We start from the raw sequence: 25,646 nt of genomic DNA on the forward strand, positions 1-25,646 counted from the left end.
GTACTTATTTTAGTCGAAGCAGGAAATTATCACGGTTAAGTCCGGAAGTATGATAATGCCAGTTTACGGTCACGACCTCATTAATTATTTTTTTAAGCGTATTGAAATCGCTCGGTTTTTTAATGTAAATATTGGCACCCTGAATAAAGGTGTCTTCGATGTCTTCTTCAGAAGACGAAGTAGAGTAGATAGCAATGATGATATCTTTTAAATGCTCTGTTTTCTTGATTTCAATTAAACATTCTTTACCTGTTTTTTTAGGCATGTTCAAATCCAGAAACAAAATATCAGGAAGTTTATTTTCGGTATTCATTAAATGATCCATGAGCTGCATTCCGTCATGAACAAAATTTACATTCGTTTGGATTTTGATTTCTTCAAAAGCATCTTTAAAGAAAAGACGGTCATCTTCATCATCATCGGCTAATAAAATGTGTAATGCGTTTTTTTGCATTTGTATGAGGTATTTGGGTTTTTATTTTAAATTTTCTCTTCGTTTCTTAATAATTCTCTGAAAAGCAGACGGAGTAATTCCGGTTGTGTTCTTAAACTGTGTACTCAAATGCGCAACACTGGAGTAATTCAGTAAAAAAGCAATTTCGGTCAGACTCATTTCATTGATAATGATCAATTGTTTTGCTCTTTCAATTTTCTGTAAAATAATAAAGTTTTCAATAGAAGAGTATGTTACTTCTGAGAAAACATTAGATAAATAACCATAACTGTGGTTCAGCTTTTCAGCCAAAAACACAGAACTTTTATAATTGTTGCTGTCATCCATAAAAACAAGTTCGATAATCGCATCTTTTATTTTCTGAACCAGCACACTTTTTTGATTTTCAACTACTTCAAAACCACATGGCGCTAATTTAGTTTTCAAATTGTCCAGTGCTTCGGCATCTATATTGTCTTCAATCTCGATTTCTCCAAATCCCAGAGTAGTAAAATTTATATTATTCTGTTCCAGGTTTTGTTTTAGATAAAGAGAGCAAATCGTGTTGATGTCGAACTTTATAAATAGTTTCATTTTATAGAAATTTGGTTAAAGATACTTATTTTATTTGGTGTTTTTGCTTAAAAAAAGCTTAGAATTACAAGTTAAATGCATTTTAAAATAAAATTTTCAAAAAAATACCGCCTAATATTTTTACTAGACGGTATTTTCCCGGTTGAGTTGTAAGGATTTACAAATCTGACAGGATTTTGTGGAATTCTTCTTTAGTTTTTCCCAATTTTTGCTGAAGCTTTCCATACATTTCGTCTTCTTTTCCTTCAGCAAACATCAAATCGTCATCTGTTAATTCAGCATATTTTTGCTTTAATTTTCCTTTTAACTCGTTCCAGTTTCCTTTTATTTCAGTAGTATTCATGATGTTTTTTGTTTGTCGTTATTAATAATGTAAAATTGCAAAATATAAATCAGTTTCTTGTTACATTACTTTTTCAGACTGTTGCATAATTTTCATTTCAATTAAAAATCAGAACTAAAAATTAACAATTTGCATTGCCATTGTTATTGATATTTAAACCTGATATCTTCTCAGAATCCAGGCCATTTTTTCGTGTTCCTGAAGCAATCCTGTAACAAAATCGGCAGATCCGGCGTCGTTGGTTTCATTTTCAAAAACAGGAATGTAAGTTCTGAATTCGGTTACCAGTTGCTCATGGTTTTCTAAAAGTTCTGATAACATATGTTTTTGAGAAGCGTATTCTTTTGGAGATTCTTTTAAAGTTGAATTATCAATAAACTCTTTCATTGTTCCAATTGTTTTTTCGCCTAATTGACTTATTCTTTCTGCTACTTCATCTATATTGGCTTCCAGAATTCGATATTGATCTTCAAATAGTTTGTGCAATTCCATAAAACTGTTTCCGGAAATATTCCAGTGAAATTTTCTCGTTTTTACATACAAGGTCATTTCATTAGATAAAATCGTGGCTAATATAGAGGCGCTTTTTTTAAGGTTTTTTGGTGTGATTCCGATATTTGGGCTCATAAGTGTCTGTATTAAAGGTTTCTCTCAAAGATACTTTCAAGATCTAATTTTCTCTTACACAATTTTTGATAGAAGTTACAGAAATTCAATGTGAATTAGATAATTAGAGAATGGATGAATTTGATAATTAGATATGCTAAATGAATAAACATCGGGTTAAAATATGAAACCATTACCACCAACGATTAACAATTAACCACTAACCATTAACCATTAACCATTATAATTTGTAATTTTGCCGCACAAGAAAAATACAATATGACAACACAACAACTGCACGAACAAATACTTCAAAAAAAATCATTTTTATGCGTAGGTTTAGATCCTGATTTGGCTAAAATTCCTCAGCATTTATTACAAACAGAAGATCCAATTTTTGAATTTAATAAAGCCATAATTGATGCAACTCACGATTTGACTGTTGGATACAAACCGAATACAGCATTTTTTGAAGCATACGGAATAAAAGGATGGCTGTCTTTGCAAAAAACAATCAATTATATCAACGAGAATTATCCGGATATTTTTACTATTGCCGATGCAAAACGTGGTGATATCGGAAATACTTCGAGCATGTATGCCAAAGCGTTTTTTGAAGATTTGAATTTTGATAGTGTAACTGTTGCTCCTTATATGGGAAAAGATTCTGTTGAGCCTTTTCTGGCTTTCGAAAACAAACATACAATTATGCTGGCTTTAACTTCTAACGAAGGTGCTTTTGATTTTCAGACTTTAAATACTAATGGAAAAGAATTGTACAAACAGGTTTTGGAAACTTCTAAAACATGGAAAAACAGCGAAAACCTAATGTATGTTGTAGGCGCAACCAAAGCTGAATATTTTACCGAAATCAGAAAAATTGTTCCGGACAGTTTCTTGTTAGTTCCTGGAATTGGCGCTCAGGGCGGAAGTTTGTCAGAAGTATGTAAGTATGGAATGAATGATAAAGTGGGATTATTAGTAAACTCTGCAAGAGCCATCATCTACGCTTCTAAAGAAACTGATTTTGCAGAAAAGGCCAGAGAAGAGGCTTTGAAAGTACAGAAAGAAATGGAAGAGATTATTGGTTTAAAGTTTCAGGTTTAAAGTTCCATGTTAACTTTGAACATAATTTTTTACCGCAAAGTACACAAAGAAATTATGTGCGGTCTCGTAAAAGTTTCTTAAGTTCCCAAAGAAGAGTGTAAGTTTTACTTTAGCTAAGCTTTGAGAACTTCTAAAAACTTTAATTCAAATCTCTGTGAACTTTGCGATAAAAACTTTGTGAACTTTGCGTTACCATATACATTCCCATAAATATGAAGCAATTAACTGACCAACTTGGAACAATTCATTCTTTTGAAACAACTCCAAAACGTATTATTTCGCTGGTTCCGTCACAAACGGAATTGTTATACGATTTAGGTTTAGAAGATAAAATCATTGGTATAACGAAGTTTTGTGTTCATCCGTTTCATTTTAAATCTACTAAAAAGATTGTTGGAGGAACCAAGAAGATCCATTTTGAAAAAATAAGACTGTTGGAACCGGATATTATTATTTGTAATAAAGAAGAGAATACCGAAGAAATCGTAAATCAGTTAAAAGAAATCTGTCCGGTTTGGGTTACGAATATTGTTTCAATCGAAGACAATTTTCAAATGATTTCAGATTTCGGACAATTATTCAATTGCAGAACCGAAGCGCAAAAATGGAATAACAAACTGACTTTCGCTTTAAGCGATTTCAAAAATTATATAAAGGATATCAAGGAAAAGAAAGCAGCTTATTTTATCTGGAAAGATCCGTATATGGTTGCTGGAAAGGACACCTATATAAATGAATTATTAAAACTAAACCATTTCAAAAACATCTACGAAGACAAAGGACGTTATCCCGAAATCGAATTAAAGAAAATGCGTTTAGAAGGCGATCCGGATATTGTTTTTCTTTCATCAGAACCGTATCCTTTTAAAGAAGAAGACGCTTTCGAAATCGGAAGATTTACACATCACGCCAAAACGATATTTGTAGACGGTGAAATGTTCTCCTGGCATGGAAGCCGATTATTAAAGGCTTTTTCTTATTTTAAAATCCTTCACGAAAGATTGAAGAATTAGTTTCAGGTTAGCTATAGAATACGTTGATTTAACCGCAAAGAGCGCTAAGATTTAACGCAAAGTTCGCAAAGTTTTATCTCAAAGCTTTGTGAACTTTGCGTTTGTATAAGCACTTACAAATAAAAAAACTTTGCGTGCTTTGCGGTTAAATTAACAAGGAAACTTGAAAGAAAATTAGTTTATACTGTCAAGCTTTATTATTTCAACACTAGCTCCATAATCAGGAGCGCCCTGCGGAACTACCTGAATTTGCAAATAATCCTCTAGTATATATTTACCAGTTTTCATTCTTTCTTTCAAACCGGGAGTCATTATAGGAGGCTTAGGAAAAGTAGAAGGATCATAGGTATTTAAATATTTGGAATCTTCAGGATGTTTATCCAAATATTCTAAAATCCTTTTTCTTTGAGATAGTGTTAAAGTATTTTTATCGGGTGTTTTCATAAGTCTAATAATTTCGGCATCTGTAGAAGCTTTTGTAGCTTCAGCTTCATTTGCGCAAGAAAATAACATACCCAAAGAGAAAATAGAAATAATTTTTTTCATCGTTTTTTAAGTTAATTGGTTATTAGTAATTACTCAATACATTATTTAAGTAAGAGCAGAAATACCAAAAAGGGATGCAAAAAAAAATGTTAAAAAAATAATTTTATGTAAGTTTTGTATGTAGTCTTTTATTTACGATATAGTTGGTAAATGGATTGTTTTTTTAATGTTTTAGCCTTAAACATAATTTAAGTGTAAAGAGCGCTAAGATTTCACGCAATTCCGATAGCTATCGGGACGCAAAATTTCTATCTCAAAGCTTTGCGAATAAGTATTTAACAAATAAAAAACTTTGCGCGCTTTGTGGTTAAATTATACTCAAAGTAAGGCAACTGGAAACCTTAAATAAATTAGTCAAAAAAAAAATGCCGGCATCTCAAAGACGCCGGCATTATTTAACTAACCAAAACCAAAATAATAAATAACCAGTTTATTACATTACAAAGATCCGACATAAATCAATGTAAAGCTGTTAAGATCTTGTTATTACTTTGTTGGATATAAGTTAATGTCTGGATTTTTTGTTTCAGGTTTCAAGTTTCAGGTTTCAAGTTGTTGGGAGTTTTAACCGCAAAGAGCGCTAAGAATTACGCAAAGTTCGCAAAGCTTTGCGAACTTTGCGTTTTGGGTAAAACCTTTAAATAAAAAACTTTGCGCTCTTTGCGGTTAAATTATGTTCAAAGTTAAGCAACCTGAAACTTGAAACCTGAAACCTGAAACCTGAAACAAAACAGATATAAAAAAAGAATGCCGGCATCTCGAAGACGCCGGCATCATTTAACTAACCAAAACCAAAATAATAAATAACCAGTTTATTACACTACAAAGGTCAGACATAAATCGGTGTAATGCTGTTAAGGTTTTGTTATTACTTTGTTGGACATACGTTAAGATTTCTAAATTACCGATTCTGAGTATTTTATAACTATAAATAATTTTTTATTATTAAAATATAATAACTATCAATTTTGTTTATCAATATCCTAATGATAAGTTTGTATATTTGATAAAACACTAAAAATCAGCAAAATGGAATCAAACAAAAAATTAACAACTGCTACGGGAACTCCGGTTCCCGACAATCAAAACATTCAAACAGCCGGTCCTCGCGGCCCGGTTTTATTACAAGATTTTTGGTTTCTGGAAAAGATGGCGCATTTTGACCGCGAAGTAATTCCGGAAAGAAGAATGCATGCCAAAGGATCTGGTGCCTACGGAACTTTTACCGTGACGCACGATATTACAAAATATACCAGAGCTGATATCTTCTCTGAAATCGGAAAAAAAACTGAAATGTTTGCCCGTTTTTCTACAGTAGCAGGAGAGAGAGGCGCTGCAGATGCAGAAAGGGATATTCGGGGTTTTGCTTTAAAATTTTATACGAATGAAGGAAACTGGGATTTGGTAGGAAACAATACACCGGTATTCTTTTTTCGTGACCCAATGAAATTTCCGGATCTGAACCATGCTGTAAAACGTGATCCAAAAACCAATTTAAGAAGTGCTGATAACAATTGGGATTTTTGGACATTATTACCGGAAGCTTTGCATCAGGTTACCATTGTAATGAGCGATAGAGGAATTCCGAGATCCTACAGACAAATGCACGGATTTGGAAGTCACACTTTTAGTTTTATAAATAGACAAAATGAAAGGCATTATGTGAAGTTTCATTTTGTAACCCAACAGGGAATTGATAATCTTTCTGATGAAGAAGCAGCAAAACTAGTTGGAGGTGACCGCGAAAGCCACCAAAGAGATTTATTTGATGCTATTGAAGAAGGAAACTTTCCAAAATGGAAAATGTTTGTTCAGATTATGACAGAAGAACAAGCAGAAAATTATCGTTTTCATCCTTTTGATTTGACGAAAGTTTGGTTAAAAAAAGATTTTCCATTGATTCCAGTTGGTGAATTTGAACTCAACAAAAATCCCGAAAATTATTTTGCCGAAGTAGAACAAGCCGCTTTTAATCCGGCACATGTGGTTCCCGGAATTAGTTTTTCTCCTGATAAAATGCTTCAGGCGCGTTTGTTCTCTTACGGAGATGCGCACCGATATCGTTTAGGAGTAAATAATTTCCAGATTCCAGTAAACGCATCAAGATGCCCTTATAATACTTTCCACAGAGACGGAGCAATGCGTGTTGACGGAAATAACGGTTCTAAAAAACATTATGAGCCGAACAGTTTCGGAGAGATGCAGGAACAACCGGAATTTAAAGAACCGCCATTGAAACTTCATGGTGATGCCTGGGCACATAATTTTAGAGATGATGATAATGATTATTTCACACAGCCGGGCTTATTATTCAATCTGCTAACTCCGGAGAAAAAACAATTGTTATTCAAAAATACTGCAGGACAGGTTGGAGGCGCTCAAAAGTTCATTCAGGTTCGCCATATCCGAAACTGCTTTAAAGCTGATCCTGCATACGGAGAAGGTGTAGCCAATGCCTTAGGAATGACTATGGATGAAGTAAATGCTTTTGATGATCCAAGATTGTCGATTGTGGTTAGATAAGAGATTCTGAGATACTAAGGGACTAAGTTTAAAAGTTTTTTTAATAGCAAACCCGACAGGTTTTTAAAACCTGTCGGGTTTTTATTTTGAGATTATTGTTGTCAGACTGAGCGAAGTCGAAGTCTTTAGGTAAAGAAAGCTTAGAATCTTAGCATCTTAGAATCTCAGAACCTTTTAAGAAAAAACCACTGTCTTATTGCTATAAACCATCGTTTTACGTTCAGAATGTAATTTAATGGCTCTTGCCAAAACGATACGTTCTAAGTCACGGCCTTTCATAATAAAATCTTCTACAGAGTGAATATGCGAAACTCTTGCAATATCCTGTTCAATAATCGGACCTTCATCCAGTTCTTCAGTTACATAATGACTTGTAGCACCAATAATTTTTACACCGCGTTTAAAAGCCGAATGATAGGGTTTCGCTCCCGGAAAAGCAGGTAAAAACGAGTGATGAATATTGATGATCTTATTTTCGTAAAGCGAAATCAATTTTGGAGTAATAATTTGCATGTAGCGCGCCAAAACAATAAAATCGATCTCGTATCTTTTTAATAACTCAATTTGTTTGGCTTCGCCTTCTTCTTTATTGTCTTTTGTAAAAGGAACAACATGAAACGGAATATCAAATTTTTCAGCAATAGCTCTTAAATCATTGTGGTTGCTTACAATTACCGGAATTTCAATATTCAATTCTCCGGCGCTGTAGCGTCCTAAAATATCAAAAAGACAATGGTCATATTTAGAAACAAACAATGCCATTTTAGGTTTTTGTTCCTGACTGTACAAATCCCAGGACATGTCAAATTTAGAAGCAAGAGTTTGGTCAAAATCTTCTTTAAAACTTTCAATTGTAATTTCAGAATTGGCAAATTCACATTCCAGTCGCATAAAAAATACATTTTGCTCCACATCAACATGCTGGTCAATGTAAGTAATATTTCCGCCTACTTTAGCAATAAAAGTAGTTACGGAAGCAATAATATTTTTCTGGTCTTTGCAGTGAATTAATATAGTTATTTTTTGCATTCTTAAAAATTGGTTATTTTGGTTAGTGAAAAAGTTACAAAGTTTGAAGTCGTAAAGGTTGCTTTGAATCTTTATCGCTCTGTCTCTTTGAACCTTTAGGAAAAATTACTTCCCATCCTGCATAGCAAAAACCTTTTGTAACAAAGGAGTTGTTCTTGCAGAAATGTCATTTCTTATTTCTTTTTCTTCAACAGCAATCATTTTAAAAACACCTGCCAAAGCCTGATTGGTTGTGTAATCAGTCAAATCCGGGTTTACTTTTTTTACTAATGGAATTGTGTTGTACTTTGTAATGATGTTTTTCCAGACTACATCGGCACCTACTTTTTCAAAAGAACTTTTAATTACGGGATTAAATTTCCCGTACAGCGCTGTTGTTGTACTTCCTTGCAAATAACTTGTTGCGGCACTGTCATTTCCTAAAAGGATATTTTTAGCATCTGTAAAGCTCATGTTTTTAACCGCCGAAACAAAAATCGGAGTTGCTTCTTTAACCGCATCTTCGGCAGCACGGTTCAGCATTTTGATTCCTTCATCAGCAAGTGAACTTAAACCTACTTTTCGTAAAGTAGCGTCTACTTTTTGCAATTCTTCCGGCATTAATATTTTTACGGCTTCATTTTTATAAAACCCGTCAACAGCTGTCAATTTGCTCACTTGTTCTGTAATTCCTTTGTTTAATGCTTCTTTTAATCCGGAAGCAATATCAACATTACCGGCAGGAAGTTGAGAAGCTATTTGAGGCAATTGATTTAATGTCTGTTGTACCTGTGCACAAGACGTTAAAGAAAATGTAACGGCTAATAGTAAAATCTTTTTCATTATTGGGGTTTATTTAAGTTTCAAAAATACTACTTATTCAAAAATAAAGCCACAATTTTATATGATACTCAGCTACATTTTGTTTTATAAATAACAAAATGTTCCAAGTCTCAAAGTTAAAGAGGTTAATAAAATATAATTACATGAATTTTGGGACAATATTTCCTGAATATGTGTCATTTTTATAAGAAAGGAAATCCTTTTTAGAGAAGTTTTTATTTAAAAGATAATCGCGATTGTGAATTGTAAACGGGTTTGTTTGTACTCAAATCTTTCAAAATAGTTTCCGTATAATCTTTTCCGCCCTTTATCAGATAAATAAAAGATTTTATAACATAAATTGGTCCGTACGGAAATATGCGCCACCCCTCAGAAAGGTTCAGAAAAAAGTGCTTTAAAGCGTATTTAAAAGTGCTTTCGTCCGGACGAATAAAATAAACATTAGAAGCTTTAATTCTTTTCACCATTTTAGAAAATATAAACGGAAAAGCAACAAACTTTGCTCCCTGTTGGATTAAGACATTTATTTCAAACATAGTAAGGCCTTCAGTGTTATTCGTTTTCATAATAATTAGCTTTTAAATATTACAAATTAGTGGTATAATCGATTGCAAAAATCGTAAGTTTAAAAAAGTCTTATTACTTATAAATGTTTTATTTTTAGTAATTTAAGGTATTTTTTTGTTGTCTTTATAAGATAAAAAAGTGAGAACTTATCTAAAATTGATAAATTCTCACTAAAATTAAATAGAATTATATTATTGAGCTACAACAGCATTTTCGCTGGTTAGTTCTTTATCTTTTTCATATACGTCCTGAAAGAATCCGATTTCACCGTTTTCATTAACCACAGAAGTGAAGTAAGTAATATAAATAGGTACTTTTTTAGACAATTTAAAACTGTTTTCTACTTTACCTTCCATTGCTTTATCAATTTTTGCCTGTGTCCATTCCGGATAATCTTTAAGCATTGCTACGGCTAATTCTTTTGCCATTTTTACATTAATACAACCGTGGCTGAAAGTTCTTTTTTCAAAATCGAATAATGTTTTAGAAGGTGTATCGTGCATATAAATATCATCTGGATTTGGAAACATAAATTTTACCAAACCTAAAGAGTTATCAGGACCTGGTTTTTGTCTAACTTGTCCGTTTACCATTTCCATATTTTTTTCTGCCAGATAATTTGGATCTGATGCGATTTTAGATCGTAATTCGTTTTGAACAATACTTTGTGGAACTGTCCAATAAGGGCTGAAAACGATTTTGTCAATTTCTCCATTAAAAATGGTTGTTTTGGTTAAAGGAGCACCAACAAATACAGGTGAAGTTAATGCTACTTTTCCATTTTTAACATAGACCATTTCGTATGAAGGCACATTAACCAAAACATATTCATCGTTTGCCGCAATTTGAGCCGCAATGGCACGGCATCTTTCCATATTAAGTTTCAAAGTCTCCATTTTCTCACCAAGCGGAATATTCATTTCTTTAATATGTTCTTCGGCAAGAATATAATTTGGTTTAAATCCGTTACGGACTTTGTATTTCATTACAGCATCCATTAACTCACGGTCATAAATATCACTTTTAGAATCCTGTTTTAAATCACCTAATAAATACAAACGGGTTCTTACTTGTGCAATCGTATTAGAAACGGCATCCGGACGTAACTCTTTATATGGAGTTTCAGCAGGAACAATAGGTTGCCATTTGTGCGAACGGTCTAGTTTTTTATACTTTTTCAAGACATCTTCCAATTTGTAATATTGGTCGTATTCGACTTTTGCATCAAGATTTGCAGTTGCAGAAGATTCTTCAATAGTGCTGTAGTTTAGGAAATCTTTAAGCATGTCGTTGTAAGACAGCTTTTTTTTGTCTGCGTTGCTTTTTTTAGTGTACACTACATACAAAGAACTCAAAAGCATGTCTGCGTCTGTTTTGGAAAGATTGTTTTCTGACGAAGCATCAAAAAGTTTATCTATTTCATTTTGATACGGAATCACTAAATCGTTCGTTTTTTTTGCTTTTTCGTATAATACAGAACCAAATTCGTTGATTTCGTCTTCATCAAACCAAATACTTCCAAGAGTTCTGTTTTTATATAAAGACATTACATCTGATTTGTATTTTTTTAAATCAGAATACCTTTTAAAGAAATCATTAGCTTTTTCAATATTAGCTATATCAGTATCATTGTTAATAGCTAAAGTGGTCAAAGTTTTTTTATATGATAGAGTATTGTTTTCTATTCTAGTATAAGAAGATACAAAGAAACTCAAACCTAAAATTACGGTGAATGAATAAAATGTTCTCATTTTTTTAAATTTTTACGTTTTTACTTTTTGGTGGTAAGCTTTGGTAAAAATTTGGGGGCTTTTCTACATTGCTAAATTACTTTAGAGAGCCTTAAAACATGTTTATTGATTTTATTTAAATGTTGCGAAATTGCCATGTCTTTAAGCTTTCTTTAACTATATCAATTAGTTACGTAATTTGTTACCTTTATAGTTCACGAAATCGATTTATTTTTGTTAAGATAAGCTTAGAGTGATGATCGAATATTAAAATATTTTGTAAATTGCCTCCATAAAATTATCATATTCATAAAATGGAACAACAAATACCATATATTCCTAAAAATAAAGTAAGAATTGTCACTGCAGCTTCACTTTTTGACGGACACGATGCCGCGATCAATATTATGCGCCGTATTATCCAGTCGACGGGGGTTGAGGTTATACATCTTGGACACGACAGAAGTGTTGAAGAAGTAGTGAATACCGCGATTCAGGAAGATGCCAATGCCATTGCAATGACTTCTTACCAAGGTGGACACAATGAGTACTTTAAATATATGTATGATTTGCTTCGCGAAAAAGAAGCTGGGCACATTAAAATCTTCGGAGGTGGAGGAGGTGTAATTCTGCCAAGCGAAATCGAAGAATTACATGAATATGGTATTACAAGAATTTATTCTCCGGATGACGGACGTTCTCTTGGTTTGCAGGGAATGATTAATGATTTGGTACAACGTGCCGATTTTCCTATTGGAGATAAATTAAACGGAGAAATCGATCACATCGAAAATAAAGTTCCAACGGCAATTGCACGTTTAATTTCGTCTGCAGAAAATTTTCCGGAAATTGCAAAACCTGTTTTTGATAAAATTCACGAAAGCAATGCAAGTTCTAAAATTCCGGTTTTAGGAATTACAGGAACGGGTGGAGCAGGTAAATCATCTTTGGTTGATGAATTAGTTCGCCGATTTTTAATTGATTTCCCGGAAAAAACAATCGGATTAATTTCTGTCGATCCTTCGAAAAGAAAAACCGGAGGAGCACTTTTAGGAGACAGAATCCGAATGAATGCGATTAATAATCCTCGTGTTTATATGCGTTCGTTGGCGACACGTCAGTCGAATTTGGCTTTGTCTAAATATGTAGCCGAAGCGATTCAGGTTCTAAAAGCTGCAAAATACGATTTGATTATTTTAGAAACTTCAGGAATTGGTCAGTCTGATACTGAGATTATGGATCATTCTGATGTTTCTTTATATGTAATGACACCAGAATTTGGAGCGGCAACACAATTGGAGAAAATCGACATGCTTGATTTTGCCGATTTAGTAGCGTTGAACAAATTTGACAAAAGAGGTGCTTTAGACGCTTTGCGCGATGTAAAAAAACAATATCAAAGAAATCATAATCTTTGGGATAAAAATCCTGATGAAATGCCAGTTTTCGGAACTATCGCTTCGCAGTTTAACGATCCGGGAATGAACACGCTTTACAAAGCGATTATGGATAAAGTGGTTGAAAAAACGGATTCAAATTTGAAATCGACTTTCACCATCACTAAAGAAATGAGCGAGAAAATCTTCGTGATTCCGCCACACAGAACGCGTTATTTATCTGAAATTGCAGAGAATAACAGAAGTTATGATGAAACAGCGCTTTCACAACAAAAAGTAGCGCAGAAATTATACGGAATTTTCAAAACGATTGAATCGGTTTCTGGAAAAGTTCCTCAAATTATTAAAGCGGGAATCGACGATTCGACTGTTTTACCAAGTGGAATCCAAGAACACGACGAAAACAGAATCTTTTTAAATCTTTTACTGAATCAATTCGATAAAGTAAAAATGGATTTAGATCCGTACAACTGGGAAATTATTTTGAATTGGTCTGATAAAGTAGCGAAATACAAAAATCCGATTTATTCCTTTAAAGTTCGTGATAAAGAAATCAAGATTGCAACGCATTCTGAAAGTTTATCGCATTTGCAGATTCCGAAAATTGCTTTACCTAAATATGAAGGTTGGGGCGATATTCTGCGTTGGAATTTACAGGAAAATGTTCCTGGAGAATTTCCGTTTGCTTCGGGATTGTATCCGTTTAAGCGTGAAGGCGAAGATCCGTCAAGAATGTTTGCGGGCGAAGGCGGACCAGAAAGAACCAACAAACGTTTTCATTATGTAAGCGCGGGAATGCCTGCAAAACGTCTTTCAACCGCTTTTGACAGCGTTACTTTATACGGAAACGATCCAGATTTGCGTCCAGATATTTATGGGAAAATCGGAAATGCGGGAGTATCTATCTGCTGTTTGGACGATGCCAAAAAATTATATTCAGGTTTCGATTTGGTTCATGCATTGACTTCGGTAAGTATGACCATTAATGGGCCTGCGCCAATGCTGCTAGGTTTCTTTATGAATGCGGCAATCGATCAGCAATGTGAGATTTACATTAAAGCAAATGATTTAAAAAAAGAAGTTGAAGCTAAAATCAACAAATTATATAAAGAAAAAGGAATCGAAAGACCAAGATACCAAGGTGAACTTCCAGCAGGAAACAATGGTTTAGGATTAATGCTTTTGGGCGTTACAGGCGATCAGGTTTTACCTTTGGATGTTTATAATGATATAAAAGCCAAAACATTGTCGCAAGTTCGCGGAACGGTTCAGGCCGATATTTTAAAAGAAGATCAGGCGCAAAATACTTGTATTTTCTCAACTGAATTTGCTTTACGTTTAATGGGTGACGTTCAGGAATATTTTATTACTAAAAATGTTCGTAATTTCTATTCGGTTTCGATTTCAGGATATCATATTGCTGAGGCGGGAGCGAACCCAATTACACAGTTGGCGTTTACGCTTTCAAATGGTTTCACTTACGTGGAATATTATTTGAGCCGCGGCATGAACATCAACGATTTTGGACCAAACTTATCGTTCTTCTTCTCCAACGGAGTAGATCCGGAATATTCAGTAATTGGCCGTGTGGCACGTAAAATTTGGGCAAAAGCCATGAAAAACAAATACGGAGCCAACGAAAGAGCACAAATGCTGAAATACCATATTCAGACTTCCGGGCGTTCGTTACACGCACAAGAAATTGATTTCAATGATATCAGAACAACTTTACAAGCTTTGTATGCGATTTATGACAACTGTAATTCATTGCACACCAACGCTTACGACGAAGCGATTACAACGCCAACAGAAGAATCGGTGCGTCGTGCCATGGCGATTCAGCTGATTATTAATAAAGAATTAGGTTTAGCGAAAAACGAAAATCCAATTCAAGGTTCGTTCATCATCGAAGAATTAACCGATTTAGTAGAAGCTGCTGTTTTACAAGAATTCGACAGAATTACAGAACGTGGCGGAGTTTTGGGTGCTATGGAAACCATGTACCAAAGATCTAAAATTCAGGAAGAAAGTTTGTATTACGAAACTTTAAAACACAATGGCGATTTCCCAATTGTGGGTGTAAACACATTCTTGAGTTCAAAAGGTTCACCAACGGTAATTCCGGCTGAAGTTATTCGTGCCACTGAAGAAGAAAAACAATATCAAATTACGATGTTGGGTAACTTGCATAAATTTCACGAAGCAAAAGTAAACGAGTATTTAACTACGTTACAGCAAGCGGCTATTAAAAACGAAAACTTATTCGATCATTTAATGGAAGCGACAAAGGTTTGTTCTTTAGGGCAGATTACTTCGGCGTTGTTTGAAGTTGGTGGGCAGTATAGGAGAAATATGTAGAAAAATGCATTTTTGAATGTCCGAAATTATCGGACATGTGTTAATTATAGAAAGCCTCTCAGAAATGAGAGGTTTTTTTATCAAAACATATAATAATATGTCTTTAAGTTTAAGGACCTTCCAAAAAGGCCAAAGGCCTAAAAGCATTTTAGCATTGGGCAAAGCCCAATGTCTATCACAGGTTTTGATAAGAAAGCCCTGAAAGGGCATAAGCCATTACATAACGAGAATGGCTATCGCCCTTTCAGGGCTTCGAGTTGCATTGAGTTTTATGTAATAGGGGAGCGGGGTGTTCTCTAATAGGGCGTTGCCCTATTTTGGAGCTGGTAGCCTTTCAGGCTTTTTTATACGAGATTTTTTTAGTCCCCGCTGGCGCGAGCGTCTCGCTCGTGAACGTAACGCAACAAAATTCAATAATCAAATATAGCCCGTGGTTTCAACCACGGGTACATAATGCGAGTAACACAATATGACGTTCCGTGGTTGAAACCACGGGCTATGTGTATACAATTTGGAATAGAAAAAATCATTCAACAACCTCCCCAGCAACACTACAAAATCCAATAATCAAATATAGCCCGTGGTTTCAACCACGGGTACACAATGAGAGTAACACAATATGACGTTCCCGTGGTTGAAACCACGGGCTATGTTTATACCGTTTGGAATAGAAAAAATCAATCAACAACCTCCTCAACAAACCCCAAAAACTCAAACTCATCCATAGGAAATAAATGCAAAACAGTTTCCAAAACTAGAGAAACATTAATAGAAGAAGCATTATCTTTCTTAGAAAAGTTATGCATATCATTGTCGAGTGCGAGAATACATAATTTCAGCAAATCGGTAATAAGACAGCCGAGTTCTAAATAATTAACGACTTTAAATTGAACGGTATAAGAATTAGGTTCATTTGTGGGTTTTAGCGTTGTAAAATACTGAGCGGTTAATTGTTGTAGTTTTTGTAAAGTTTCGGTTTCGTTGGCTTTCATGACAATGTGGTTTTAGTTAGTATCTTGTTTTTTACTTCACAATTTGGCTTTTATAAAATTATTATAAGAAAAATTGTACTTTTGTTTGGTTCGGCGAAGAAAGAAATAGAATTTCACTGTACCAAATCATTTTTTATCTGTATCGTACGGCAAAAAAATCTGTTTTTTACATTTTACGAATTTTGACACTTTATTATTATCTTTGAATTATGAGCACACTAACAAAACCAAATCATATAGGGCGAAAAATAAGCCGTATTCGTGAACTTCGTGATATGAAGCAGGAAGCTTTGGCACAGGCTTTAGGAACAAACCAACAGGCGATTTCGGCTATGGAAAACAGCGAAACCATTGATGACGAAAAATTGGTTGAGGTGGCAAAAGCACTTGGTGTAACAGTTGAAGCTATTAAGAATTTTTCAGACGAAGCGGCAATTAATTACTTTAATACCTTTAATGATACTAAAGCGAGTCAAGTTAATTTTGGAAATAGTAACAATTGCACTTTCAATCCATTAGATAAATTAATGGAAACGGTAGAAGAAAATAAAAAGCTTTACGAGCGTTTGCTTCAGTCGGAAAAAGAAAAAATCGAATATTTAGAGAAATTACTAAATCAGAAATAAGAAAAGGCAGTTCACAGAGAACTGCTTTTTTGCTTTAAGGAAAACTTAATTACTACGGTTATGGAAATTGAAAAGTATTTAAAACAAATCGGCAGTTTAGAAAAATTGGAATTACTTCAAAATTCCGAACTGGAGAATATTGTTTCAGATGTTGTTTCAAAAGATGATTTAGTGCAATTTAAACTCGAAGATCTTTTTCAAAATCAAAACTTAAATGCAGTGCTTCTTTCTAAAATAGAACAAACTGTGAATCTAATTTTTATAAAAGAAGAGAACATAAATGTATGTTTTGCCAACAACAATGAAGTGAGACCAGAATATAAACAAAGTTTCAGGATAATAGATTTGTTGGATTATATGTATGCTTTTGCGCATTCTTCTGAATATCAAAAATTACAAAAAATAATCATTTCATTAGAAGTTAAGGTCTTTTGGAAATTGGTAAAGATCGGTGCCGATTTAAGAAATGAAAATGCATCTTTATGAAAGTAATATTAAAAAATAAAGGAATAAAAACAGATCTTTTTTTCATACCGCCTTTTACTTTGTATGAAGGGGAGATAATAGTTTTGTATTTACACAACACAAAATATACTTATGAAAATGAAATGTATCTTAAAAATATATTTTGTGGTACTGTAAAACATGATAATGTAGTTCTGGATAGAAAAATGACTTTTGTAGATTATTTCAGGGAATCAAACTTCAGGGATACATTTTTTCCTTCAACGATTAACAAGTTCATTAAAAAAGATGCAGATCTTGCCAATCCTTTTCTTGTAAAATTGTTTGAAGATAAATACGTGACAGGAAAAACCAAAATGCATAACCTTGGAGGTACGCAGCGAAAGCTATTAAATTTGTATAAGACACTTTTAAAAACAAAAGATATAGTATTTGATTTGGGAGGAATTGATCCGCAAGGATGTGTGCTTACTTTTAAATTAGTTCAGGAAGCTGTAAGAGACAATGGTTCGGCTATAATACTCACTGGCTTTGACAATTTAAAGGAATATGCACCTAAATTTGTCACTATAGAGTGGAACGATGGTGATACTCCACTGGGAAATGAATTTCATTTCAATTTTTAAATAAGAAAAGCAGTTCATACACGAGTGAGACGCTTGCGTCAGCAAGATGAAACAATTATAATGTATCTTTCAATTTAGGAATCTTCAATTAAGACCAAAGGCCTAAAAGCATTTTAGCATTGGGCCAAGCCCAATGTTTGCAATAGATTCCAATAAGAAAGCCCTGAAAGGGCGTAAGGTATTAGATAACGAGAATGGCTCTCGCCCTTTCAGGGCTTCGATTTGTATTGGGTTTTATGTAGTAGGGTGTTCGGGATGTTCTCTAATAGGGCGTTGCCCTATTTTTGAGATGTTAGCCTTTCAGGCTTTTTTTAGTGAGGGCTTTTAAGAATCTAAACCTCTTACTAAATTCCATAAAAAAAAGCAGTTCTCCTGGTAATAGAACTGCTTTTTAAAAACTTTTTTCTTTGGGGACAAAAAAGGCTTAGCGACGGAAAGACGGACTGTGATTAACAGTTTCTTCTAACTTCACTGCCTTTACTTTTTTTGCAGCAACTTTAATTTCGTGTTTCGAAACTTTGTCGTTTGCTTTTACTTCCAGAACATAAGTTCCAGCTGGAAAACTTTCTAAACTAATAGTTTTGGAAACTTCCAATTTGTTTGCTGCAGCATCTCCAGCATAAAGTAAATTGTGATTCTCATCAAAGATAGAGAAAGATGAATTTTCAACAGTGTCTAAAGTAAAACTCATTACTTTTCCGTTTCCTGTTTTAATGTTTAGAATATAATCACCTTTTCCATCAATGGCATAGGTAAAAACAGTCGCTAAAAAAAAGGCAGCAACTAAACCGGCTTTGGTAAATTTTGTCATGTTTTTTTTAAATTGTTAATTACTAAATGTGGAACGAGCAAAACTACAAATAGAAATTTAATTTTTAGCAATAAAAAAGCGTTTTCAAACGGTTAAGTTGCTGAATCTTAAACTTTTTTGCGTTTTGTTTGAACTATGTACGTAAATACTGGACTTACGGATTGTAGTTTTTTCATATTTTTTTATTACTTAAAAATCAATGAGTTGAATTAATAAGAATATTTTTTCAGAAATACGTTTTAGTGTAAAAATGACATTTAATCTGAAACAAAAAAAACAGCTCTGTAACCAACCACGAGCTGTTTCTTTTCTTCAAACAATAAAATAATCTTAATTTTTTTTAACCCTGTTTTATACCTTTTTGAAAGTATAAAAATTTAACGTGTAGCAACAGCTGAATTTTTAGCAAAACCTGCTTTGTAAACAGAAGAAATTGCAGTTTTTGATAATGAAGCATTATCATCGATAGTGATTTCGTATTTTGCTTTTTTAATATTGTCTTCTACTTCTAAGAAATAAGTTCCTTCCGGAAACTCTTCTAAACTGAAAGTTCTCAAAATTCCGTCTTTGCCAGTAGCACTTTCAGAATAAATTAAAGTTCCCTCTTTGTCATAAATAGCTAAGTTCGCTTTCTGTGTTTTGTTAAGTGCGAAAGTGATTAGTTTTCCATTAGCCTTCAATACATGAAGATTAAATTCTCCATTTCCATCAATTGCGTAAGTGCTTATTCCTGTGAAAAGCAACGCTGCTACTAAACTCATTTTTGCAATCTTTTTCATGATACTTAGTTTTTAAATTATTAGTTCTAATTCTCTGATGCTAAATTACTTATGAAATGCATAGAAAAGCGCAACTGTATTTTCCAATTTATATGCTATATTCTCATTTACGAAACCGTTATAGGTTAAAACTTGAATTATTTTTAACGTTTTTGTTAATTCAGTTATTATTGTTTAATGTTTTGCTTGATTTTAAATTTACTTTGGATTAAGAATTTATTTACATATAGATTGTAGATTTAACCGCAAAGTGCGCGAAGGTTTACCAAAGCACGCTAAGAATTATTTGTAGAAGAAGTATATAAAAAACGAAAAAGTTCGCAAAGCTTTGAGAAAAAACTTTGAGTAAACCTTAGCGTCTTTGCGGTTTAAAAAAAAACAAAAAAAAACAGCTCAGTAACCACAAAGAGCTGTTTTTAAAACTTTTGAAAGTTTTTTAACTTACTAACTATCTAACCTCACTTTTTATACTGTATGAGAGTATAAAAACTTTTTTAGCGTACTGCTACGCTAGTATTTTTAAAATCTGCTTTGTAAACCGAAGAAACTGCTTTTTGAGATAAAACAGTAACGGTATCTGTTACAGAGATTTCGTATTTTGCTTTTTTTGTATTGTCTTCAATTTCTAAAAAGTAAATTCCTTCAGGGAATTCTTCTAAACTGAAAGTTCTTAATATTCCTTCTTTACCGGAAGCAGTTTCAGAATAAATAAGAGATCCGTCTTTATCATATATAGATAAGTAGGCTTTCTGAGTCTGATTAAGACCAAAACTGATTAATTTTCCATTTGCTTTAATAACATGAAGATTAAATTCTTCTGTTCCATCAATTGCGTAAGTGCTTATTCCAGAAAAAAGCAACACAGCTAGTAAACTCATTTTTGCAATCTTTTTCATAATACTTAGTTTTTAAATTAATTAGTTCTAATTCTCTGATGCTAAATTACTTCTGTTGTAAGTAAAAAAACGCAACTATATTTTCCTATTTATATGCTGTATTTTCATTTACGAAACCGTTATATGTTAAAATTTGATATAATTTTTACCGTTTTAGCTAATTCAGTTATTATTTTTCAATGTTTTTCTTGATTTTGAATTTACATTGAATTAAAGATTTATTTGCAAATTGTAGGAAATTTGAAAAGATGCTAAGATTCTGAGATTCTAAGTTTTTATTTGTATTGTGTATTTAACCGCAAAGGGCGCAAAGATTTTTTGCTTAAGATTGTGGATACAAACGCAAAGTTCGCAAAGCTTTATGAAAAAAACTTTGCGAACTTTGCGTAAACCTTCGCGTCTTTGCGGTAAAAAAACTTTGCGGTTAAAATAAAAAAGTAAAGAGCAAAAAAAAACGGCTCAGTAACCACAAAGAGCCGTTTTTAAAACTTTTGAAAGTTTTTAACTTACTAACTATCTAACCTCACTTTTTATACTTTATTAGAGTATAAAATTTTAAGTGCCGTGAAGAATTGCACTTAACCTTAATATTTTCTTAGTAAAGAGAAGTAGTTCCTTTTGAAGACAAAACAGAACTTTTCGCGTCTACATTAATATCGTATTTTACTTTTTTGTAATTATCAGCAACTTCTAAAATGTATTTTCCTTGTGGAAATTCTTCTAAACTGAAAGTTCTTAAAATTCCATCTTTACCAGATGCATTTTCAGTATAGATTAAGCTACCATTTGTATCGTATATACTGATAACTGCTTTTTGAAGTTGGTTAATACCAAAAGCAATTACCTTGCCATTTCCTTTTAATACATGAAGATTTAACGCTTCATTTCCATCAATTGCATAAGTACTCATTCCAGTTAAAAGTACTGCACATACTAAACTTAATTTCATAATCTTTTTCATATTCTGTAGTATTTAAATTCTTAGTTCATTTCTCTGAGGCAAAGTTATGGCAGGAGTTGTGTTATTTTAACAACTATATTTTCCAATTTATGTGCTATATTCTCATTTACGAAACCGTTATAGGTTAAAATTTGATTTAAATCTTATGTTTTTGTTAATTTGGTTGTTATTCTTCAAAGTTTTTAAATGATTGAATACTTCTTAAAATTTCTATTTTTCTTACAAAATTTCACATATTTGTATTTATTCGGGTTTTAAATAAGATTATTAAAAAAAATAGGCAGAAAAAAAACAAGACCAGAAAAAAAATGGGTTTTTGATGTAAAATCTTCAGTGTTAAGAACGTTATTTTAATGTAAAATTCGCATTTACGAAACCGTTGTAGGTTAAAAATTAGATTATTTTAGGTGTTTTTGTTAAATTTGCTATTATTTTTTAAAGAAATTATCATGAAGACAATTGCCCCAGCTCTTGAAGTGATAACTAACTCATACGGAAGTTCTTTTACCTACACTAAACACGCCGAAAAGACCAATAGTAAAGCTCATTTATGGCATTATCATCCAGAGATTGAGTTGGTTTATGTAAATGGCGGGGCTGGAAAAAGACAAATAGGAAGCCATGTTTCTTATTATACGAATGGTAGTTTAATCTTGATAGGAGCCAATTTGCCCCATTGTGGATTTACAAATGAAAATACGGGAAACACGAACGAAACCGTAATTCATATTAAACCTGAATTTTTAGGAAACGATTTTTTTATCGCTCCTGAAATGAAAAAAGTTCAGAATATTTTAAAACAGGCTAAAGGCGGAATCGCTTTTGGCGGTGAAACGAAGAAAAGAATCGGAAAGAAAATCGAAATGATGGAGAATGAAACTCCATTTCAAAGGTTGCTTTCTCTTTTGGGAATTTTAGATGAATTAGATTCTTCTACAGAGTCTACGGTATTAAATGCTGATGGTTTTTCGTTAGAATTACAGACTCAGGATAACGATCGTATGAATGTGGTTTTTAATTTTGTGAAAGATCATTTTCAGGAATCTATTTCGATAGATGAGGTTTCGAGTCTGGTAAGTATGACTACGCCTTCTTTTTGTCGTTATTTTAAAAAGATTTCCAATAAAACCTTTACAGAGTTTGTAAATGAGTATCGTTTGGTGCATGCGTCTAAACTCTTGGCAGAACAGCCCATGAGTATTAACGAAGTTTGTTATGAAAGCGGTTTTAATAATTTCAGCCACTTTAGTAAATCATTTAAACAATATACAGGTAAAAGCGCATCGCAATACCGACATGAGCATAAGATAATAATTAGTTAGTTTTTTTGCCGCGACCCGAGCTATAGCGAATAGGCAAAGCAATTGCACGAATTAGCACGAATTGAACTTTATAGTTTGTGAATAGAAATTAAATCCAATCGGTCAAAACTGGTTGGATTTTTTTATGACTTTTATTTAGTTGCGTAGAGTGAGTTAAATAAATTAGTGTAATTAGTGGCATAAAAAAGCCGGTCGGGTTTATCATATTATTCTATTCTGAAAAAAAGGTATATTTACAAACCCTAATCAGAAAAAAATAGATCAAAATGAAAAAATTTAAAATGCTCTTGTCTGCATTTTTGCTTTGTCTTACCACCATGACATATGCTGCAAAAGTAGACACTTTGCAAGTTGCAAGTACCGCTATGGGAAAAACCTATAAAGCAGCGGTGGTTTTGCCAAATTCTTATGCTAAAAGCAAAACCGCTTTTCCGGTAATGTACTTACTGCATGGAGCTTACGGACATTTTAGTGATTGGCTTAAAAATACACCAAACAAAAAACTGGTTCAAAATCTCTCAGACCAATACAATATGATTATTGTAATGCCAGAAGGAGAAACTTTTAGTTTTTATATAGACAGTCCTGTAAATAAGGAAAGTCAGTTTGAGACTTTTATTACTCAGGAAGTGATTCAGAAAGTAGATAAAACCTATAAAACAATTGCGAATAAAAACGGAAGAGTAATTACAGGTCTTTCAATGGGCGGACATGGTGCTTTGTATTTATCGGCCAGACATCCCGATTTGTTTTGCGCAGCCGGAAGTATGAGTGGAGCAGTAGATATGAGTACAATGCTTAACAGAGATTCATCGGCTCAAATTGTAAAATTAATGCAGCCTGTTTTTGGAGATAAAAGCGGTAATACGGAATTGTATGAGCAAAATTCTGTTTTAAGAATGGCAGATAAATTAAAAACAAATAAACTGCCTTTGATTATAGATTGCGGTGTAGATGATTTTTTAATTGAACCGAATAGAGAATTACACAGAAGATTGGTTTATAATAGAGTAGATCACGATTATACAGAACGCCCAGGAGCGCATACTTGGGAGTATTGGGAAAATTCACTTCCGTATCACGTTTTGTTTTTCAATAAAATATTGCTTAAAAATCAAGTAACTGCGAAAAAATAAAGCCTTTTTTGATGTAAAATAAACCGATTTACTTTTTTTGGTTTAATTTTTGGAATACCTTTATAGTATAATCCTTAAAAAAATAAAAGTTATGAAAAAGATACTTACACTATTCGCTGTTGTTGGAATGATGGCGTTTTCGAGTTGCTCGAATAATGATGATGATATTGATTATGATACAATTAGTGAGGTTTTTGAGAGAGAGGTAGATTTTAATCCAAATGGTTATTCAGTAACTATTCCTTTAACTCCACCAATTTTTGAAAGTGACGTTGTATTGGTTTATCATTTGTATACTGTTTCGGGAGGTAACGATGTTTGGAGATTGATACCTCAAACTTATTATATGGATGATGGTGGAGCATTAGATTTTAACTATGATTTTACAATTAATAGAATTAATATATTTTTAGGAGCTGATTTTCCATTAGGAAATTTGTCATCTGATTGGACTCAAAACCAAGTTTTTAGAATTGTTATTGTGCCAGGAGGTTTTTCTAATACAGGTAAATCAGTTGTAAAAGAAGATTATTCGAATTATCATGCGGTTATTAAGAAATACAATATTAATGATAGTAATGTGAAAAGAGTTAAATTATAATTTAATTAATATCATAAAAAAAGGAAATCGTAATAGATTTCCTTTTTTTATGATTATATGTTTTAAAGAATAATTATTCTTCGCTTGAAGAATCATTTAAAACCTTTTCTTCTCCAAATTTAAGAGAAACCAAGATTCCAACTAAAAGCGATAAAGCAATAAATCCTAAAGAAGCCCATTCCGGAACGTGGAAGAAATCATGTAATAGCATTTTTAGTCCCACAAAAGCTAAAATCGCGACCAGGCTGTATTCTAAATAACTGAATTTTGCCAGCATATTGGCTAAGAAGAAATACATAGAACGTAATCCAAGAATAGCAAAAATATTAGAACTGAATACTAAAAAAGGATCTTTGGTTATAGCAAGAATTGCCGGAACACTGTCTACAGCAAATAAAACGTCCATTACTTCAATAACAATTAAAGCGACAAATAATGGAGTAGCGGCTTTTTTTGCAGTTTGGGTTGAAATGAAAAACTTTTCTCCATCCATTTCTGATGTAATCGGCATCACTTTTCCTAATGTTTTGTAGACAAAAGAATCTTTTGGGTGAAAATCTTCTTCTTCGCCGGAAAAAAGCATTTTTACAGCGGTAAATATCAGGAATAAACCAAAAACATAAGTGGTCCAGGTAAATTTGTTAATCAACATTACACCAAAGAAAATCATTAAGCCGCGGAAAACTATGGCTCCCAGAATTCCCCAGAATAATACACGGTGCTGGTATTTTTGCGGAATTTTAAACGAAGCAAAAATAATAGCAATCACGAAAATGTTATCAACGCTTAAAGAAAGTTCAATTAAATAACCCGTTATAAATTTCATTGAAGCGACTGCTGGCTTTAAATTATCAGGATTATCAATATAATCCGTAGTGTACAGCCAATAAATTACTCCTGAAAAAAGGAAAGATAAAGTAACCCAAACCAAAGTCCATTTGCTGGCTTCTTTAGTACTAATAATATGTGGTGTTTTGTTGAAGACACCAAGGTCTAAAGCAAGAATAAAAATTACAGCAAGTAAAAAGAGTGACCAGACTATCATAATTGTTTTTTTTAATGATATACAAAGATAAGTTTTGAACTTTAACTTAAAAATTAAATTTACTTTTAAAATTAAGTAATGTTTGTTAATTGTAAAATGTTAATTGTTATAGAGTTATGAGATTTTTTTGGAGAAAGTTTGGAGTTATTCTGTTGTTAAGTTTGTTAAATGTCACTCTTAATTTTGTCATTCCGGGGAACGAGGAATCGCACTCGGGATTCGATACAGATTGGTGACATTCTCTGTAGAGTTTCCAGTGTGATTGCTTCGCCAGTTCGCTATCGCTCGTGCCCTCGTTCCTCAGGAATGACAAACAGT

At 32.9% G+C, this 25,646-nt stretch carries 25 protein-coding genes; 10 read left to right on the forward strand and 15 right to left on the reverse strand.

What is annotated here, in order from left to right:
- Positions 1–4: 4 nt before the first annotated feature.
- The 4 genes from ACFS3A_RS01995 to ACFS3A_RS02010 form a co-directional block, all read right to left on the reverse strand.
- Positions 5–454, reverse strand: coding sequence for a response regulator (locus tag ACFS3A_RS01995; RefSeq protein ID WP_379823627.1), 450 nt, complete (start codon positions 452–454; stop codon positions 5–7).
- 21 nt (positions 455–475) lie between these two features.
- On the reverse strand, positions 476–1,027 hold the full coding sequence (locus ACFS3A_RS02000; RefSeq protein WP_091491510.1) for a helix-turn-helix domain-containing protein: 552 nt from the start codon (positions 1,025–1,027) through the stop codon (positions 476–478).
- Between the two features lie 157 nt (positions 1,028–1,184).
- A complete protein-coding gene (locus ACFS3A_RS02005) occupies positions 1,185–1,370 on the reverse strand; it encodes a CsbD family protein (RefSeq protein WP_379823628.1) in 186 nt (61 codons plus the stop codon).
- Between the two features lie 153 nt (positions 1,371–1,523).
- Positions 1,524–1,997, reverse strand: a complete 474-nt coding sequence (locus ACFS3A_RS02010) for a Dps family protein (protein ID WP_379823630.1) — start codon at positions 1,995–1,997, stop codon at positions 1,524–1,526.
- Between the two features lie 258 nt (positions 1,998–2,255).
- Between ACFS3A_RS02010 and pyrF the strand changes: the two genes are divergently transcribed.
- Both pyrF and ACFS3A_RS02020 read left to right on the forward strand, forming a co-directional pair.
- The gene (gene pyrF / locus ACFS3A_RS02015) at positions 2,256–3,083 is read left to right on the forward strand and encodes an orotidine-5'-phosphate decarboxylase (protein ID WP_379823631.1); all 828 of its coding nucleotides are present in this window, start codon (positions 2,256–2,258) and stop codon (positions 3,081–3,083) included.
- A 212-nt stretch (positions 3,084–3,295) separates the two neighbouring features.
- The gene (locus ACFS3A_RS02020; protein WP_379823632.1) at positions 3,296–4,096 is read left to right on the forward strand and encodes an ABC transporter substrate-binding protein; all 801 of its coding nucleotides are present in this window, start codon (positions 3,296–3,298) and stop codon (positions 4,094–4,096) included.
- 174 nt (positions 4,097–4,270) lie between these two features.
- On the opposite strand, the gene ACFS3A_RS02025 is transcribed toward ACFS3A_RS02020, so the two are convergent.
- On the reverse strand, positions 4,271–4,642 hold the full coding sequence (locus ACFS3A_RS02025; protein WP_379823634.1) for a hypothetical protein: 372 nt from the start codon (positions 4,640–4,642) through the stop codon (positions 4,271–4,273).
- Positions 4,643–5,671: 1,029 nt separating this feature from the next.
- Here ACFS3A_RS02025 and ACFS3A_RS02030 point away from each other — a divergent pair.
- The gene (locus ACFS3A_RS02030) at positions 5,672–7,165 is read left to right on the forward strand and encodes a catalase (protein WP_379823635.1); all 1,494 of its coding nucleotides are present in this window, start codon (positions 5,672–5,674) and stop codon (positions 7,163–7,165) included.
- 174 nt (positions 7,166–7,339) lie between these two features.
- Here the strand turns inward: ACFS3A_RS02030 and purU are convergent, their stop codons facing one another.
- The 4 genes from purU to ACFS3A_RS02050 all read right to left on the reverse strand — a co-directional run bounded on the left by purU (position 7,340) and on the right by ACFS3A_RS02050 (position 11,334).
- Entirely contained in the window at positions 7,340–8,194 is an 855-nt protein-coding gene (gene purU / locus ACFS3A_RS02035; RefSeq protein ID WP_379823637.1) for a formyltetrahydrofolate deformylase, read from the reverse strand.
- 105 nt (positions 8,195–8,299) lie between these two features.
- The gene (locus ACFS3A_RS02040) at positions 8,300–9,016 is read right to left on the reverse strand and encodes a DUF4197 domain-containing protein (protein ID WP_379823638.1); all 717 of its coding nucleotides are present in this window, start codon (positions 9,014–9,016) and stop codon (positions 8,300–8,302) included.
- 215 nt (positions 9,017–9,231) lie between these two features.
- A complete protein-coding gene (locus ACFS3A_RS02045) occupies positions 9,232–9,582 on the reverse strand; it encodes a hypothetical protein (RefSeq protein WP_379823640.1) in 351 nt (116 codons plus the stop codon).
- Between the two features lie 192 nt (positions 9,583–9,774).
- A complete protein-coding gene (locus ACFS3A_RS02050; protein WP_379823642.1) occupies positions 9,775–11,334 on the reverse strand; it encodes a L,D-transpeptidase family protein in 1,560 nt (519 codons plus the stop codon).
- A 293-nt stretch (positions 11,335–11,627) separates the two neighbouring features.
- Here ACFS3A_RS02050 and ACFS3A_RS02055 point away from each other — a divergent pair, with 293 nt between their 5' ends.
- The gene (locus ACFS3A_RS02055; RefSeq protein WP_379823643.1) at positions 11,628–15,068 is read left to right on the forward strand and encodes a methylmalonyl-CoA mutase family protein; all 3,441 of its coding nucleotides are present in this window, start codon (positions 11,628–11,630) and stop codon (positions 15,066–15,068) included.
- 677 nt (positions 15,069–15,745) lie between these two features.
- Here ACFS3A_RS02055 and ACFS3A_RS02060 read toward each other — a convergent pair.
- Positions 15,746–16,060: a hypothetical protein gene (locus ACFS3A_RS02060; RefSeq protein WP_379823645.1), complete on the reverse strand. Its 315-nt coding sequence runs from the start codon at positions 16,058–16,060 to the stop codon at positions 15,746–15,748.
- 209 nt (positions 16,061–16,269) lie between these two features.
- Between ACFS3A_RS02060 and ACFS3A_RS02065 the strand changes: the two genes are divergently transcribed.
- From ACFS3A_RS02065 to ACFS3A_RS02075, 3 genes are read left to right on the forward strand one after another with little or no spacing between them, the layout of a single operon-like run.
- Positions 16,270–16,686, forward strand: a complete 417-nt coding sequence (locus ACFS3A_RS02065; RefSeq protein WP_379823647.1) for a helix-turn-helix domain-containing protein — start codon at positions 16,270–16,272, stop codon at positions 16,684–16,686.
- Positions 16,687–16,746: 60 nt separating this feature from the next.
- The gene (locus ACFS3A_RS02070) at positions 16,747–17,172 is read left to right on the forward strand and encodes a hypothetical protein (RefSeq protein ID WP_379823649.1); all 426 of its coding nucleotides are present in this window, start codon (positions 16,747–16,749) and stop codon (positions 17,170–17,172) included.
- Positions 17,169–17,777 (forward strand): hypothetical protein, encoded by a 609-nt coding sequence (locus ACFS3A_RS02075; protein WP_379823651.1) that lies wholly within the window; start codon positions 17,169–17,171, stop codon positions 17,775–17,777. Before ACFS3A_RS02070 ends, ACFS3A_RS02075 begins: the two co-directional genes overlap by 4 nt.
- Positions 17,778–18,201: 424 nt before the next feature.
- Here the strand turns inward: ACFS3A_RS02075 and ACFS3A_RS02080 are convergent, their stop codons facing one another.
- The 4 genes from ACFS3A_RS02080 to ACFS3A_RS02095 form a co-directional block, all read right to left on the reverse strand.
- Entirely contained in the window at positions 18,202–18,588 is a 387-nt protein-coding gene (locus tag ACFS3A_RS02080) for a secretion protein (protein WP_379823653.1), read from the reverse strand.
- A 377-nt stretch (positions 18,589–18,965) separates the two neighbouring features.
- The gene (locus ACFS3A_RS02085; protein WP_379823655.1) at positions 18,966–19,367 is read right to left on the reverse strand and encodes a secretion protein; all 402 of its coding nucleotides are present in this window, start codon (positions 19,365–19,367) and stop codon (positions 18,966–18,968) included.
- Between the two features lie 494 nt (positions 19,368–19,861).
- Positions 19,862–20,263, reverse strand: coding sequence for a T9SS type A sorting domain-containing protein (locus ACFS3A_RS02090; RefSeq protein WP_379823658.1), 402 nt, complete (start codon positions 20,261–20,263; stop codon positions 19,862–19,864).
- Between the two features lie 595 nt (positions 20,264–20,858).
- Complete coding sequence (locus tag ACFS3A_RS02095; protein ID WP_379823660.1) at positions 20,859–21,224, reverse strand: T9SS type A sorting domain-containing protein; 366 nt, start codon at positions 21,222–21,224, stop codon at positions 20,859–20,861.
- A 449-nt stretch (positions 21,225–21,673) separates the two neighbouring features.
- On the opposite strand from ACFS3A_RS02095, the gene ACFS3A_RS02100 reads away from it, so the two are divergent.
- The 3 genes from ACFS3A_RS02100 (at position 21,674) to ACFS3A_RS02110 (ending at position 24,283) form a co-directional block, all read left to right on the forward strand.
- On the forward strand, positions 21,674–22,546 hold the full coding sequence (locus ACFS3A_RS02100) for an AraC family transcriptional regulator (protein ID WP_379823663.1): 873 nt from the start codon (positions 21,674–21,676) through the stop codon (positions 22,544–22,546).
- A 266-nt stretch (positions 22,547–22,812) separates the two neighbouring features.
- Positions 22,813–23,682 carry an alpha/beta hydrolase gene (locus ACFS3A_RS02105; protein WP_379823665.1) on the forward strand — a complete coding sequence of 290 codons (870 nt, stop codon included), beginning with the start codon at positions 22,813–22,815 and terminating at the stop codon, positions 23,680–23,682.
- A gap of 91 nt (positions 23,683–23,773) precedes the next feature.
- On the forward strand, positions 23,774–24,283 hold the full coding sequence (locus ACFS3A_RS02110; protein ID WP_379823667.1) for a hypothetical protein: 510 nt from the start codon (positions 23,774–23,776) through the stop codon (positions 24,281–24,283).
- A 73-nt stretch (positions 24,284–24,356) separates the two neighbouring features.
- Here ACFS3A_RS02110 and ACFS3A_RS02115 read toward each other — a convergent pair whose 3' ends face one another.
- Positions 24,357–25,328, reverse strand: coding sequence for a TerC family protein (locus ACFS3A_RS02115; protein ID WP_379823669.1), 972 nt, complete (start codon positions 25,326–25,328; stop codon positions 24,357–24,359).
- Between the last annotated feature and the right edge of the window lie 318 nt (positions 25,329–25,646).

The organism is Flavobacterium notoginsengisoli (assembly GCF_042686225.1).
Lineage (GTDB): Bacteria > Bacteroidota > Bacteroidia > Flavobacteriales > Flavobacteriaceae > Flavobacterium > Flavobacterium notoginsengisoli.